This window comes from Noviherbaspirillum aridicola, assembly GCF_019656455.1.
Lineage (GTDB): Bacteria > Pseudomonadota > Gammaproteobacteria > Burkholderiales > Burkholderiaceae_D > Noviherbaspirillum > Noviherbaspirillum aridicola.
In genome coordinates, this window is record NZ_BPMK01000010.1 from 158,492 (window position 1) to 172,518 (window position 14,027).

Sequence of the window (14,027 nt, forward strand, 5' to 3'; positions counted from 1 at the left end):
AGCATGACGCTTGAAACCATTGTCAATGCCGGGCTGTGCACCGGATGCGGCGCCTGTCAGTACGCTGTCGGCGAACAGGCCGTATCGATGCGCCTGTCCGCTTCCGGCTTCCTGCGGCCCGTCGCGCTGCGCACGCTCACGGGCGTCGAGCAGGATGCGGTGCGCGCGGTGTGCCCGGGGATCGGGCTGGAGCGCAAGGAGGGCGGGCAGTCGCCTCGGTATCACCCGGTTTGGGGGCCGATCGTCCGAATGGAGGCCGGGCACGCGACCGACGAAGAGGTTCGTTACAAGGGGTCGTCCGGCGGCGTGCTGTCGGCCATCCTGATTCATTTGGTCGAGTCGGGCAAGGTCGATTTTGTCGTGCATACCCGCGCCTCGAAAGCGCAGCCGCTGATGAACGAAACGGCGTGCAGCGCGACGAGGGGCGAGATCATCGACGCCGCGGGTTCGCGCTATGCGCCCGCCTCGCCGGTGTCGGCGCTGACGGCGGCCTTGAACCGGCCCGGCCGTTTCGCCTTTGTCGGCAAGCCCTGCGACGTGGCCGCCGTGCGCAAGATCATGGACCGCGAGCCAGCGGTGGCCGCGCGCATCCCTTATCTGCTGTCGTTCATGTGCGCGGGCACGCCGAGCATGAAGGGGACGATGGAGATGTTAAAGCGGATGGACATGGATCCTTCCGCGGTCACCGCGCTGCGCTACCGCGGCGATGGCTGGCCGGGGCTGGCCTGCGCGGAAAGCGCCGACGGCGCCAGGCGCACCATGGAATATAACGAGGCGTGGGGGCGGATCCTGAACCGGCATCTGCAACCCCGCTGCAAGATGTGCGCCGACGGCACCGGGGAGTTTGCCGACATCGTGGGAGCCGACGCCTGGCACGGCAAGGATGGTTATCCGGATTTCACCGAGCAGGAGGGCCGCAGCCTGATCATTGCGCGCACCGCCGCGGGCGAGGCGCTGCTGGGCGAGGTCAAGGCGGGCGGGGTCGTGTCGGCCCAGGCGTTCAGCGAGACCGAGTTGGTGGCCATCCAGCCGTACCAGTACCGCCGCAAGTCCGAGCAGGTCGCGCGGCGCATGGCTGCCTGGTTCCTGCGAAAGCCGTGGCCTCGCTTCAAGAACATGGGTATCGGGCAGTGCGCGCTGCGCTACAGCCCGGTCCAGAACGCCAAGGCATTTGTCGGAACCGGCAAGCGAATCCTGACCGGACGTTTTTGAACATTCCGCGCCCCGCTGACGGCGGAGCGACGCGCAACGAACTGGAGAGCGCACCTGATGCGAACAATAAACATCGGCCTGTTGTGGCACAGCCTTGATTCCCCGAACCTCGGGGTGGCTGCGCTCACCCACGCGCAAATGCATCTGGCCGGCGAAGTCGCGCGGTCGATGGGAATAGAGCCGCGCTTCTCGCTGCTCGGGTGGGTGCAGGACGGCGCCTCGCCGTCCGCAGGCGCCGTGGCCCGCGCATGCCGCGTCAACGGCAAGCGACTGCTGGGCCTGGAGGGAGATTTCCACCGCGCCGTGAAGCAGTGCGACATCGTGCTTGACATCGGTGAAGGCGACAGTTTTTCCGACATCTACGGCTGGAAGCGTCTGGCCTATCTGGCGGGGACCAAGGTCGTGGCACGCCTGCACAAGCGGCCGCTGGTCATGAGCCCGCAGACGCTGGGGCCGTTCAGGCATCCGCTGGCCCGCCGGATCGGCGATTTCGTCATGGCGCACTCGCGTGCGGTGTTCTCGCGCGACGGATTGTCGACCGAGTATTTCCAGGGGCGCGGACTGGACGTCGAGTTTCACGAAGCGATCGACGTCGCCTTTGCGCTGCCGTTCGAGCGCGCGCCGCGCACCGCCGGCCGCGTCAGGGTCGGGATCAATGTGTCGGGGCTGTTGTGGTCGGGCGGGTATACCGGCAATAACCAGTTCGGGCTGACGATCGACTACCGCGACGCGGTGCTCAGGGTGATCGACGAGGTCAGCGCGGGTGGCGACGCCGACATCGTGCTGGTGCCGCACGTGATTACGGCCGACCGCGCCGCTGAAGACGATCTGCGGGTGTCGCAGGAGATCGCGCGCATGCGCCCAGGCGTGACGGTCGCACCGACGTTCGCTAGTCCCGTCGAGGCGAAAAGCTTCATTTCCGGCCTCGATTTCTTTACCGGCGCGCGCATGCATGCCTGCATCGCGGCATTTTCGTCGGGCGTGCCATGCGTGCCGATGGCCTACAGCCGCAAGTTCACCGGCTTGTTCAACACGCTGGGCTACCCGCACGTGGCCGACTGCACGCGGGAGACGACCGACCAGGTGGTGGCCCGCATCGTCGACGCCTGCAACCAGCGGGCACGACTGGCCGAGCAGGTAGCTGCGGGCAACGTCGTCGCGCAACGCCGGCTCGACCAGTACAAGGCGACGCTGGGCCGGATATTCGCCGAGGTGGAAGGTGCTCATGAAGCGCATGCGTGACACCGTCGGCGGTGTGCCGGGAGGGCGCGGTGAATAACCTGCATTACCAGCCCGCCATGCCGGGATATAACCGCCGTCGCGCCGAATGGCGGGTGACGGCCATGTGTATCGCCGCCTCGGTGGTCCTTGGCGCGGCGACCGTGATCCTCCCATGGTGGTTCGTGTTCGCGCTGCTCCTGCTGCCCATCCTGGCTTTCGTGGCGTGGAATTATCCCGAGATCGCCGTCGTCGGCATCATGGCCATGCTGTTTGGCGCGGTGCCGGAGGCGCTGATGCCGCGCCTGCCGATCGCCGGTGGCGGGGTTAATCTCGAGGACCTGGGTATCGTCGGCATGCTGCTGCTGCTCCTGATCAGGCGCTCCGGGCGGGTGCGCGAGCTGATCGCGCCGGTGGGCGGCCATTTGCCGGCGCTGGTCGCGTTTCTGGGCGTGGCGGTTGTCTCGGCGGTGATCGCCATTTTCTACAAGACGGCCGCCCCGAAGGACGTGCTCAACGAGGCCCGGCCGTATTTCACCTGGCTGCTGTTGCCGGTACTTTGCCTGGCGGTCGATAACGATGTTCGCGCCCGACGTTTCAAGAAGTGGCTGTTTGCGCTGGCCGTGGTGCTGGCAGCCGGCATGGTGCTGCAGTCGCTGACCGGTGTGGCACTGTTCGGCAAGGGCAGGGTCTGGTCGAGTATCGGTGTCAGCGGCGAGGTCCTGCGCAGCACTACCCCCGGCATGTTTCTGATGGCGGGCGGACTGATCTACCTGCTGGCGGCTTACGCACACGGGCGGCATCGCTTCGGCGTCTGGATGATGGTGTTCGGTGGCCTTGCCGCCGGCGGCACGCTGGTTGGTTTCGGCCGCGGCCTGTGGATTGCGGTCATTGCCGGCGTCGGCCTGCTGGCGCTGCAGACACGCGGCGAGCGGTATATCCGGTTGCTGATGGTGCTGTCGGTCGGCGCGCTGGTCCTGGGTGGGCTGGTCGCCGTGGCCAAGCCGGAGTACCTGATCGCCGCATCGGATCGTCTGCTGAGCGTCGGAGACGAGGTCGAGCACGGCGCCTCCTACGGCAGGCGCAAGGTGGAGAATGCCTACGCAATGGCCAAGATCGCGCAGCACCCGGTGCTGGGGGTGGGCCTGGGCGGCGCGTACAAGCCGCCAGAAGCGGAATACGCGAATTTCATCGCCGATACCCGTTATATCCACAATTCGTACGTGAACATCACGACCAAGCTGGGTCTGCCGGGCCTGGCCGCGCTGCTGTGGCTCGTGGTGAGCGTGCTGCGCCGCACGTGGAGTGCGGCGCGCGACCGCGCCGGCGATCGCGCGCTCGGTTTTGCCGCGTTCTGGATCGCGTTCGCCACGATGGTGGTCACCGCCATGACGCAGCCGAACATGGCGGCCGCCAACGGCGTCGGCTCGATCGCGCTGGCGATCTTCCTGGCCGAGTATGCGCGCCGCGACCGGACGACCGGTGGCGCATCAGGGGTACCGGTGGAGGTGCGCCATGGATAAGTCGGTCTGGATTGTCGTGCTGAACTGGCGCAACGGCCGCGACACGGTCGACTGTCTGGAGTCGATCCTGGCGCACGGCGGCGGGCAGGTGGCGGGCGTGGTCGTCTGCGACAACGCCTCCGGCGACGACTCGGTGCCGGTCATCCGTCAATGGGCGGCCGGCCGTGGCGTCGCGCTGCCGGAAATGCACTGGCGCGACGGTCGTTGCGAGCCGGATATTCACTGCGCCAGTGCGACGGCGTCGCATCCGGCCTTCTGCCTGATCCATACCGGCGCAAACCTCGGTTTTGCCGGAGGCAACAATGTCGGAATCGAGTATGCGCGCCGCCATACCGATTTCGATTACCTCTTCCTTCTCAACAATGATGCGCTGCTCACGCCCGGCGCGATCGCCGCCCTGGCCCGCCGCATGAGCGAGACCGGCGCCGGCATGGCGGGCTGCAAGGTCGTCTACTACCACACGCCCGACACGGTGCAGGCATGGGGTGGCGCACGGTACTCGCCGGCGCTGGGACGCGCGCGTCATCTAGGCGCGGGCGCGCCGATCGGGCAGCCGTGCGGTCCGAGCGATGTCGAGCCCGAACTGGACTACATCCTCGGTGCTGCACTGATGGTAAGCCGCGAGTGCATCGATCGCATCGGCCTGATGGAAGACCGGTATTTCCTGTACTACGAAGAAGTCGACTGGGCCACCCGCGCGCGACGCGCGGGCCTGACGCTGGCGTACGCGCCGGACGCGGTCGTCTATCACAAGGAGGGTGGCACCATCGGCTCCAGCGCCAAGAAGGGGCAGCGCAGCCTGCTCTCGGAGTATTACCTGACTCGCAGCCGCTTGCTGTTTACCGCCCGGTTCTATCCGTGGTTTGTACCAACGGTGCTGGCGTTTACTGTCGCGAAAATGCTGCAGGCGCTCGCGCGCCGCGATGTCGCTCGCGCGCGGGTGGGCGCCCGCGCGTTGCTGGGGCGTCCGTTCGGGGCGGGGAGGTAAGCATGCGCAGCCCATTGATACGGTTTGCCTGCGCGTTTTTGTGCATGACCGCCATCGTGCCCGGCGCAACGGCGGCGCCCGTGGAACGGTTTGGCGACCTGGAGGCGGGCATCGAGAGCTTCCCGCGCATAAAGAACCTGTGGGGCGCGCAAAACCTGACCTTCGTGCCCAGGCCCGATGGCCGGGGAAAGATCATGCGGGTGTTCGTGCCTCAGGGAGCGATCGACCCCGGGTCCATGCGCAAGCGCGGCCTGCCGCCGGGCGGCGCAGGATTCAAGACGCAGGTCTTCCCCGCGGGCGAGCGCCACGCGCTGCTGTCCTACTCGGTGCGGTTCGCCGACAACGTCGATTTCGCGCGGGGCGGCAAGTTGCCCGGTCTGTATGGCGGATCCGGCAACTCCGGCGGCAAGATTCCTGACGGTCGCGACGGGTTCAGTTTCCGCCTGATGTGGGGCGAAGGCGGGCGCGGCTCCGTCTACGCATACCTGCCCACCAGCGTGAAGTACGGCACGTCCCTGGTGCGACACCGTTTTCACTTCAAGAAGGGTGTGTGGCACCGCGTTGTGCAGGAGGTCGTGCTCAACGACCCCGGGCAGGCCAATGGGGTCGTGCGGATGTGGTTTGACGGCGTCGCGGTGGGCGAGGCGACCGGACTGGTGGTGCGCACCGACGATGCGTTGAAGGTGGACGGCATGTTCTTTGATGTCTTCTACGGCGGCAACGACGATACCTGGGCACCGTCGGTGGACACCACGATCGAGTTCGCGGACTTCGTCGTACGGGCGGGCGGCGCCGCGCCCGCGAGTGCGGCAACGAATTGAAATGGACGACAGGATGATACTGGTTACAGGCGGAGCGGGATTTATCGGCTCCAATTTCGTGCTCGAGTGGATCGCCCAGGGTTGTGGCCCCGTGGTCAACGTCGACAAGCTCACCTATGCGGGCAACCGGGGCAACCTGGCCGCACTGGAAGGCGACGCGCGCCATGTGTTCGTGCAGGCCGATATCGGCGACCGCGCGACGATGTCGGACCTGCTGCAGCGGCACCGGATACGCGCAATTGTGAACTTCGCCGCCGAGAGCCACGTGGACCGCTCGATCGGTTCGCCAGGCGTGTTTGTGCAGACCAATGTTGTCGGTACGTTCGAGTTGCTGGAGGCTGCGCGCGCATACTGGGGCCAGTTGGCCGGTACGGAGCGCGACGCCTTCCGCTTTCTCCATGTGTCGACCGACGAGGTGTACGGCACGCTGGAGAAGAATGATCCGGCCTTTAGCGAAACCCACCGGTATTTGCCCAATAGTCCCTATTCGGCGACCAAGGCCGCGTCGGATCACCTGGTGCGCGCCTATCACCACACCTATGGCTTGCCGGTACTGACGACGAACTGCTCGAACAATTACGGGCCGCGACATTTCCCCGAAAAACTGATCCCGCTGGTCATCCACAACGCGCTGGGCGGGCTGCCGCTGCCGATCTACGGCGACGGCGCCCAGGTGCGCGACTGGCTGTACGTGACCGACCATTGTGCGGCGATCCGCCGGGTGCTGGAGGCCGGCGTGCCGGGGGAAACGTACAACATCGGCGGCTGGAACGAAAAGACGAACCTGTCCGTGGTGCAGACGTTGTGCGCGGTGCTCGACCGCGAAAGCCCTCGCGCCGACGGCCGCAGCTATGCCGAGCAGATCACCTTTGTGAAGGACCGCCCGGGGCACGACCGCCGCTACGCAATCGATGCTTCCAAGATCGAACGCGAACTGGGGTGGCGTCCGGCGGAGACGTTCGAGACCGGGATTGCGAAGACCGTGCGCTGGTACCTGGACAATCAGGCGTGGGTGCGCAGCGTGACCTCCGGTGCCTACCGCAACTGGGTGGCGGAGCAGTACGCATGATGCGCATTCTGCTGCTGGGCAAGGATGGCCAGGTCGGATGGGAGCTGCAACGCGCGCTGGCGCCGTTGGGGCAGGTCGTATCCGCCGGACGCGGGCAGGCCGACTTCGAGCAGCCCGACCAGGTGCTCGCGCTGGTGCGCCAGGTCATGCCGCACGCGATTGTTAATGCGGCCGGCTATACCGCAGTGGACCGCGCGCAGACCGATGAGGCGCGCGCGCGCCGCGTGAACGCGGAGACGCCGGCGGCGCTGGCGGTACTGGCGCAGGAAATCGGCGCCTGGCTGGTCCACTACTCGACCGATTACGTTTTTGACGGCACCGCGCAAGGCCCCTATACCGAGGAGGACGTGCCCAACCCGCTGTCGGTGTACGGCGCCTCCAAACTCGACGGCGAGATCGCGGTGCGCGAACTGGCGAGCCGGCACCTGGTGTTTCGCACCAGCTGGGTCCATGCGGCGCGGGGTGCGAATTTCGCCAAGACGATGCTGCGCCTGGCCCGCGAGCGCGACGTGCTCAAGGTGGTGGCCGACCAGGTCGGCGCGCCCACCGGTGCCGAGCTCATTGCCGACATCACGGCACTGGCCCTGCACCGGGTGCTGCGAATGCCCGATGCAGGTTTTGCCGGCGTCTACCACCTGGCGGCGGCCGGCGAGACTACCTGGCATGGCTATGCCCGGCACGTGCTGAGCCGCGCTGCCCGGCAAGGCGCGGTCTTGCGGGCAGGCGCCGACGCGGTGATTCCGGTGCCGTCCGCCGAGTATCCGACCGCCGCCGTGCGGCCGCGCAATTCGCGCCTTGCCTGCGGCAAGATCGAGCAGGCGTTCGGGGTGGTCATGCCCGCGTGGCAAATCCATGTGGACCGCATGGTCGATGAACTCGCCTCACAAGGAGTCCTATGAAACGTAAAGGCATCATCCTGGCCGGCGGCTCCGGCACGCGCCTGTATCCGGCGACGATGGCCGTCTCCAAGCAGCTGCTGCCGGTCTTTGACAAGCCGATGATCTACTACCCGCTCAGCGTGTTCATGCTGGCCGGCATCCGCGACATCCTCGTGATTTCGACGCCGCAGGATACGCCGCGTTTTGCGCAGCTGCTGGGGGACGGCAGTCAGTGGGGCATTTCGCTCTCCTACGCGGTGCAACCGTCGCCGGACGGGCTGGCGCAGGCCTTCCTGATCGGCGAGTCCTTCGTGGGCGGCGACCCGTCGGCCCTTATCCTCGGCGACAACATCTTCCATGGCAATGACCTGCCCGCGCTGCTGGCCGGCGCGATGGCCAGGGAGGAAGGCGCCACCGTGTTCGCGTATCACGTACAGGACCCGCAGCGCTACGGCGTGGTCGACTTCGACAGCGGCGGGCGCGCGCTGTCGATCGAGGAAAAGCCGGCGCAGCCCAAATCCAACTACGCGGTCACCGGCCTGTATTTCTATGACGCCCAGGTCGCCGACTTCGCCCGCAGCCTGAAGCCGTCGCCCCGCGGCGAGCTCGAAATCACCGACCTGAACCAGCGTTACCTCGATCAGGGTTCATTGTCGGTGGAGATCATGGGGCGTGGCTACGCATGGCTCGATACCGGTACGCACGAGTCGCTGCTCGACGCCAGCCAGTTCATCGCCACGCTGGAGGCGCGGCAGGGCCTGAAGGTCGCGTGCCCGGAAGAGATCGCGTTCATCCAGAAATGGATCGACGCCGGACAGCTTGAGCGTCTGATCGCGCCGCTGGCGAAGAACGGCTATGGCCGCTATCTGCAGCAGGTGCTGCGGGAAAGGGTGTTCTGATGGAGGCGACACGACTGGCGGTGCCCGATGTGGTGCTGCTTGAGCCCAAGGTCTTCGGCGACGAGCGCGGATTCTTTTTCGAGAGCTTCAACCAGCGCCGCTTTGAAGAGGCGATCGGCCGCAAGGTCGCGTTCGTGCAGGATAACCATTCGCGCTCCGCGCGCAACGTCCTGCGCGGCCTGCACTATCAGATCGCGCAACCGCAGGGCAAATTGGTACGCGTGACGGCCGGCGAGGTGCTGGATGTCGCCGTCGATCTGCGCCGCGCTTCGCCCACGTTTGGTCAGTGGGTCAGCGCAGTGCTCAGTGCGGACAACAAGCGGCAGATGTGGGTGCCCGAGGGATTCGCGCACGGCTTCCTGGTGCTGTCGGATGTTGCCGAGTTCCTTTACAAGACCACCGATTACTACGCGCCCGAGCACGAGCGCTGCATCGCGTGGAATGATCCGCAACTGGCGATCGACTGGCCGCTGGCCGACGCGCCGGTACTGTCGGCCAAGGACGCGGCCGGCACGCCGTTCGCGACGGCCGAGATGTTCGAATGACGCCGACAGGCCCGTCGCATGCTGCGGCAAACAGGGAGAGTTCGATGAAAAAACAGGGTGGACAGTTGTATTTTGCGTGGATCGGGTTCCAGCGCAGGCAGATCTCGATGGCGCCGCACTGCGGGTTCGAGACGGTATTTCTGCCGGTTGAGCGCCGCGCGGGCAGGATCGCCAAGTTGCGTAACTACCTGCGCAACAGCCTGGCCATGATGTCGATGATGCTGCGCCAGCGGCCGCAGGCGGTATGGGTCCAGTTGCCGCAGGTGCCACTTCTCTGGTGGGCGCTGCTGTACCGCGCGCTCGTGCGCCGCGACGCGGTGGTGGTAGCCGATTGTCACAATGCGATGTTTCGCCCGCCCTGGAGCAGGGTGCCGCTGGGACTGTCGCTGCTGTCCCGCTGCGACGTGGTGCTCGCCCATAACGCCGACGTGGCCCAGTCCGCGCTGGACCTGGGGGTCGATCCGGAGCGGCTGATGGTGGTCGAGGACCCGCCGGCCAGTTTCCTTGGCACCGGTTCGTTCGACCCGGGTGCCGGTGTGCCACGTCCCTGGTTCGTCTTCCCCGCATCGTTCGCCAAGGATGAGCCAATCGCCGAACTGCTCGAGGCGGCCCGCATGCAACCGGGCGTCACCGTTCTCATCACCGGCAATGTCGCCAACTGCAAGGACCAGGAACTGATCCGCCGTGCTCCGGCCAACGTGCGCTTCGTCGGCTTTCTGTCGCGGCAGGATTTCGATGCACTGATGATCGGGTGCGACGCGGTGATCGCGTTCACGCGTTTTGACGGCATCCAGCTCAGCGTCTGCGGCGAGGCCGTCGGCGCCGGCAAGCCGATGCTGATCTCCAATACGGCCACGCTGCGCCGTCTGTTCCCGAAGGGGACCGTGTTCGTCGACACCGACCGGGCGGAAGATATCGCGGCCGGTTTCACGCAAGTCCTTGAGCGCCGGGAGGAACTGGCCGCCGAGATCGACAAGTTCGGTACGGAGATGCGGGATCACTGGTTGCAGACACGCGGACGACCGCTGTTGCGCCGCCTTAACCTTGGCCCGTTCTGAGGCCCGAAATACAGCACGAGAGGACCTCGACACCATGACTACCCTCTATCCCGTCATTCTCTCCGGCGGCTCCGGCACCCGTTTGTGGCCGCTGTCGCGCGCGGCGCTTCCCAAGCAGTATCAGCCGCTGGTATCGGACAAGACCATGCTCCAGGAGACCGTGCTGCGAACCGCCGGCATTGCCGGGGTGGGCGCGCCGCTGCTCGTTTGCGCCAATGAGCATCGTTTCCTCGCCGCTGACCAGTTGAGCCGTGCCGGTGTGACCCCGCTGGACATCATTCTCGAGCCTCAGGGGAAGAACACGGCCCCGGCGGTCACCGTGGCGGCGCAGTATCTGCTCTCACGCGACCCCGATGCGGTGATGCTCGTGATGCCAGCTGACCACGTGGTCGGCAACCTGCGGGCCTTCGAGCAGGCGGTGGCGGTCGCCTTTGAGGCCGCCCGCAACGGTGCGCTCGCGCTGTTCGGAATCCAGCCGGATACGCCGGAGACCGGTTACGGCTACATCCGCAAAGGGAAGTCCGCGCGGGCGGCCGACGGTTGCTTCCTGGTGGACCGCTTCGTTGAAAAGCCTGTGCGCGAGGAAGCCAGGCGCATGCTCGACGCCGGAGACTACCTGTGGAACAGCGGGATGTTCATGTTCCGGGCTGACGCGTTTCTGGCCGAGATACGGCAGTTCAGACCCGACATCGCCCAGGCTTGCGAGGCTGCGCTGGCCGCGGCGGCCCGCGATCTGGATTTCTGCCGCCTGGATGCGCAGGCTTTTGCGCAATGTCCGTCGGATTCGATCGACTACGCGGTCATGGAACGCACGACCAAGGCCGTCGTGGTGCCCGCCGATCTCGGCTGGAGCGACGTCGGCTCCTGGCAGTCCCTGGCCCAGGCGGGGCAGGCCGACGGCAGCGGTAACGTGGTACGCGGCGACGTCCACACGGTGGACGTGAGCGGCTCCATGATTCGCTCGGAAAGCCGCCTGGTCGCGGCCGTCGGCGTGCAGGACCTGGTCATCGTGGAGACGCGGGACGCGGTGCTGGTGGCGCACAAGAACGAGTCCCAGCGCATCAAGCAGGTGGTCGATGATCTGAAGTCGCGCGGACGGGTCGAGCACGAGAGCCATACCGTCGTGCATCGTCCATGGGGATGCTACGAAAGCATCGATGCCGGCCACCGCTATCAGGTCAAGCGCATTGTCGTCAAACCGGGCGCCAAGCTGTCGAGCCAGATGCACCATCACCGTGCAGAGCACTGGATCGTCGTCTCCGGCACCGCGCTGGTCACCCGTGGCGACGAGGTCAAGCTGCTTACCGAGAACGAATCGACGTACATCCCGATCGGGGTCACTCATCGGCTGGAAAACCCCGGCAAGCTGCCGCTGCATCTGATCGAGGTGCAGTCGGGCAGTTATCTGGGGGAGGACGACATCGTGCGCTTCGAGGATGACTACCGGCGGACGTAAACCATTGCTACCGGAAGTGTTGTTTTCTTACGGAATGATCGCTCAAAAGTAACAACATAATGTTGCCATGCTACACACTTGATTAAACTTAACTTAACGCTGCAGTTCAGCGAAATCGGGGGCGCGCCGCGGGGGCCGGCGCCGACATATGACAGGGAGCGAAGAAAACGTGGGAAAGAAACGAATACTTGCGGTCGCCTCGGGAGGCGGACACTGGGTGCAACTGCTGCGCATGAGGCCGGCGTTTGACGGATGCGAGGTCAGTTACGTGACCACCAATTCGGACTACGCTCGGGAAGTGGACGGCCCATTATATGCGGTGGCCGACGCGAACCTTTGGGAAAAAATCAAACTGCTGAAGATGTTCGCCCAGGTCGCATGGGTCGTGCTGCGGGTGCGACCGGATGTCGTGATTTCAACGGGCGCCGCGCCTGGATTTGCCGCGCTGCTGTTCGGGCGGATGATCGGCGCCAAGACGATATGGGTCGACAGCATCGCCAATTCCGAAGCCCTGTCCAACTCCGGTCGCAAGGCCAAGCGTATCGCCCATGTCTGGCTGACACAGTGGCAGCACCTTGAATCGGAAAACGGTCCGCGTTTCTGGGGGAGTGTGCTGTGATCTTCGTGACTGTCGGCACCCAACTGCCGTTTGACCGCCTGGTCGCCGCCGTGGACCGCTGGGCGCAGGACCATCCGGACGAGAAGGTGTTCGCCCAGATTGGCCCGACAAGTAATCGCCCTGTCCACTTCGACTCGGCGGACTTCGTTGCGCCCGGCCGGGCAAACGAGCTGTTCCAGCAGGCGTCACTAATTGTCTCGCATGCCGGCATGGGCTCGATCCTGACCGCGCTGCGCTACCGCAAGCCGATTCTGCTGATGCCGCGCCGCGCGGCCTTGGGCGAGCATCGCAACGATCACCAGGTGGCTACCGCGAAATGGGTGGGCGGGCGCGCAGGGCTGGCCGTCGCCTGGGACGAGGATGAACTCATTGCCGCCCTCGACAAGCGTCACGGGCTGACCGGCGGCGGGGGGATCAGTGAACACGCCGACCCGCAACTGATCAGCAAGCTGCGCGAGGTCATCCTCGCAGACTGATTGCAGTACGCGCAGGGGCGCCGACGGGGCGCCTGCGAGCATCAATACTGGGGCCTGGAGACAGGCGCCGCAATAAGAAGAGGTGCATAGAAGTGAAAGCAATGATTCTTGCAGCCGGCAAGGGGACCCGCGTGCGGCCGCTGACCTATGAGTTGCCCAAGCCGATGATCCCGATTCTTGGCAAGCCAGTCATGGCTTACCTGATCGAGCATCTCGCCCGCCACGGCGTGAAGCAGGTTATGGTCAATGTCAGCTACCTGCACGAGAAGATCGAGGAGTATTTCGGCGACGGACACCAGTTCGGCGTGCAGATCGGCTATTCGTTCGAAGGGTATTGCGACGACGACGGAAAGGTGGTTCCCCGGCCGCTGGGCTCCGCCGGCGGCATGCGCAAGATCCAGGAATTCGGCGGGTTTTTCGATGACACGACGGTCGTGATGTGCGGTGACGCGGTCATCGACCTCGACCTGCGGGCCGCGCTCGCGCAGCACCGGCGCAGCAGTGCGCTGGCCACGGTGATTACCCGCGAAGTGCCATGGGACAAGGTATCGAGCTACGGCGTGGTCATCAGCGACGCGGACGGGCGGGTCACTTCGTTCCAGGAAAAGCCGGCCCAGGACGAAGCACGGTCGAACAACGCCAGCACCGGCATCTATTTGTTCGAGCCGCAGGTACTCGACCTGATCCCATCCGGAGAGGAGTTCGACATCGGCTCGCAGTTGTTCCCGATGCTCGTTGAGTTGGGCCTGCCCTTCTACGCCCAGAAACACGACTTCAACTGGATCGACATCGGCACCGTCACCGACTACTGGGCGGTGCTGCAGGCGGTGCTCAAGGGAGAGGTCGAGGGGATGCGCCTGCCTGGGACGCAGATTGCACCGGACGTCTGGGTTGGCCTTAACACCCGCATCGAATGGGAGGGTACGCACATCGAGGGACCGGTCTACATCGGGTCCGGCACTCACATCGAGGCCGGTGCCTGCATCACCGGACCATCATGGATTGGTGCCGGCTGCCGCATCCAGGCAGGCGCACACCTGGAGCGCTGCGTGCTGTTTGACTATACCCGGGTCTCCGCGCAGGCAGCGCTGTCGGAAGTCATCCTGTTCAAGGATTACAGCGTCGATCGCACCGGACTCATCACCCATGCGTCGCGCCTCGACAGCCTGTGGGGCAACGCAAGGGATCGCCGCAGCCGGCGCCGCACGCGACCGCAGCCGGTCGCGGTCGCCGCCGGATCGTAACTATTTTTGTAAGCAGGGGAA

At 65.5% G+C, this 14,027-nt stretch carries 14 protein-coding genes; all 14 read left to right on the plus strand.

The genetic code is table 11. The features are described 5' to 3' along the window. The first annotated feature begins 3 nt into the window (after positions 1 to 3). Entirely contained in the window at positions 4 to 1,212 is a 1,209-nt protein-coding gene (locus NCCP691_RS12815; RefSeq protein ID WP_220808864.1) for a Coenzyme F420 hydrogenase/dehydrogenase, beta subunit C-terminal domain, read from the plus strand. Between the two features lie 57 nt (positions 1,213 to 1,269). Continuing rightward, entirely contained in the window at positions 1,270 to 2,454 is a 1,185-nt protein-coding gene (locus NCCP691_RS12820) for a polysaccharide pyruvyl transferase family protein (protein WP_220808865.1), read from the plus strand. A 29-nt stretch (positions 2,455 to 2,483) separates the two neighbouring features. Then, entirely contained in the window at positions 2,484 to 3,953 is a 1,470-nt protein-coding gene (locus NCCP691_RS12825) for an O-antigen ligase family protein (protein ID WP_220808867.1), read from the plus strand. Further along, positions 3,946 to 4,941: a glycosyltransferase family 2 protein gene (locus tag NCCP691_RS12830; protein ID WP_220808869.1), complete on the plus strand. Its 996-nt coding sequence runs from the start codon at positions 3,946 to 3,948 to the stop codon at positions 4,939 to 4,941. Before NCCP691_RS12825 ends, NCCP691_RS12830 begins: the two co-directional genes overlap by 8 nt. A 2-nt stretch (positions 4,942 to 4,943) precedes the next feature. After that, on the plus strand, positions 4,944 to 5,762 hold the full coding sequence (locus tag NCCP691_RS12835) for a polysaccharide lyase (RefSeq protein ID WP_220808871.1): 819 nt from the start codon (positions 4,944 to 4,946) through the stop codon (positions 5,760 to 5,762). A gap of 13 nt (positions 5,763 to 5,775) precedes the next feature. Beyond that, on the plus strand, positions 5,776 to 6,831 hold the full coding sequence (gene rfbB / locus NCCP691_RS12840; protein ID WP_220808942.1) for a dTDP-glucose 4,6-dehydratase: 1,056 nt from the start codon (positions 5,776 to 5,778) through the stop codon (positions 6,829 to 6,831). Continuing rightward, positions 6,831 to 7,730 (plus strand): dTDP-4-dehydrorhamnose reductase, encoded by a 900-nt coding sequence (gene rfbD / locus NCCP691_RS12845; RefSeq protein ID WP_220808944.1) that lies wholly within the window; start codon positions 6,831 to 6,833, stop codon positions 7,728 to 7,730. The genes rfbB and rfbD overlap by 1 nt, the downstream gene beginning before the upstream one ends. Beyond that, positions 7,727 to 8,608 (plus strand): glucose-1-phosphate thymidylyltransferase RfbA, encoded by an 882-nt coding sequence (gene rfbA / locus NCCP691_RS12850; protein ID WP_220808873.1) that lies wholly within the window; start codon positions 7,727 to 7,729, stop codon positions 8,606 to 8,608. The genes rfbD and rfbA overlap by 4 nt, the downstream gene beginning before the upstream one ends. Further along, positions 8,608 to 9,153 (plus strand): dTDP-4-dehydrorhamnose 3,5-epimerase, encoded by a 546-nt coding sequence (rfbC, locus tag NCCP691_RS12855; RefSeq protein ID WP_220808875.1) that lies wholly within the window; start codon positions 8,608 to 8,610, stop codon positions 9,151 to 9,153. Before rfbA ends, rfbC begins: the two co-directional genes overlap by 1 nt. 44 nt (positions 9,154 to 9,197) lie before the next feature. Further along, a complete protein-coding gene (locus NCCP691_RS12860; RefSeq protein ID WP_220808877.1) occupies positions 9,198 to 10,211 on the plus strand; it encodes a glycosyltransferase family 4 protein in 1,014 nt (337 codons plus the stop codon). A gap of 34 nt (positions 10,212 to 10,245) precedes the next feature. After that, positions 10,246 to 11,667: a mannose-1-phosphate guanylyltransferase/mannose-6-phosphate isomerase gene (locus NCCP691_RS12865; protein ID WP_220808879.1), complete on the plus strand. Its 1,422-nt coding sequence runs from the start codon at positions 10,246 to 10,248 to the stop codon at positions 11,665 to 11,667. A 217-nt stretch (positions 11,668 to 11,884) separates the two neighbouring features. Then, entirely contained in the window at positions 11,885 to 12,286 is a 402-nt protein-coding gene (locus NCCP691_RS12870; protein WP_220808881.1) for a glycosyltransferase family protein, read from the plus strand. Beyond that, complete coding sequence (locus tag NCCP691_RS12875) at positions 12,283 to 12,762, plus strand: glycosyltransferase (RefSeq protein WP_220808883.1); 480 nt, start codon at positions 12,283 to 12,285, stop codon at positions 12,760 to 12,762. Before NCCP691_RS12870 ends, NCCP691_RS12875 begins: the two co-directional genes overlap by 4 nt. 101 nt (positions 12,763 to 12,863) lie before the next feature. Next, entirely contained in the window at positions 12,864 to 14,006 is a 1,143-nt protein-coding gene (locus tag NCCP691_RS12880; protein ID WP_220808885.1) for a nucleotidyltransferase family protein, read from the plus strand. Positions 14,007 to 14,027: the final 21 nt, after the last annotated feature.

Bases quoted from the DNA above. Each gene is read 5' to 3' on its own strand.
- NCCP691_RS12815 (WP_220808864.1), top strand. From the start codon at position 4: ATGACGCTTGAAACCATTGTCAATGCCGGGCTGTGCACCGGATGCGGC.
- NCCP691_RS12820 (WP_220808865.1), top strand. From the start codon at position 1,270: ATGCGAACAATAAACATCGGCCTGTTGTGGCACAGCCTTGATTCCCCG.
- NCCP691_RS12830 (WP_220808869.1), top strand. From the start codon at position 3,946: ATGGATAAGTCGGTCTGGATTGTCGTGCTGAACTGGCGCAACGGCCGC.
- NCCP691_RS12835 (WP_220808871.1), top strand. From the start codon at position 4,944: ATGCGCAGCCCATTGATACGGTTTGCCTGCGCGTTTTTGTGCATGACC.
- rfbB (WP_220808942.1), top strand. From the start codon at position 5,776: ATGATACTGGTTACAGGCGGAGCGGGATTTATCGGCTCCAATTTCGTG.
- rfbD (WP_220808944.1), top strand. From the start codon at position 6,831: ATGCGCATTCTGCTGCTGGGCAAGGATGGCCAGGTCGGATGGGAGCTG.
- rfbA (WP_220808873.1), top strand. From the start codon at position 7,727: ATGAAACGTAAAGGCATCATCCTGGCCGGCGGCTCCGGCACGCGCCTG.
- rfbC (WP_220808875.1), top strand. From the start codon at position 8,608: ATGGAGGCGACACGACTGGCGGTGCCCGATGTGGTGCTGCTTGAGCCC.
- NCCP691_RS12860 (WP_220808877.1), top strand. From the start codon at position 9,198: ATGAAAAAACAGGGTGGACAGTTGTATTTTGCGTGGATCGGGTTCCAG.
- NCCP691_RS12865 (WP_220808879.1), top strand. From the start codon at position 10,246: ATGACTACCCTCTATCCCGTCATTCTCTCCGGCGGCTCCGGCACCCGT.
- NCCP691_RS12880 (WP_220808885.1), top strand. From the start codon at position 12,864: ATGATTCTTGCAGCCGGCAAGGGGACCCGCGTGCGGCCGCTGACCTAT.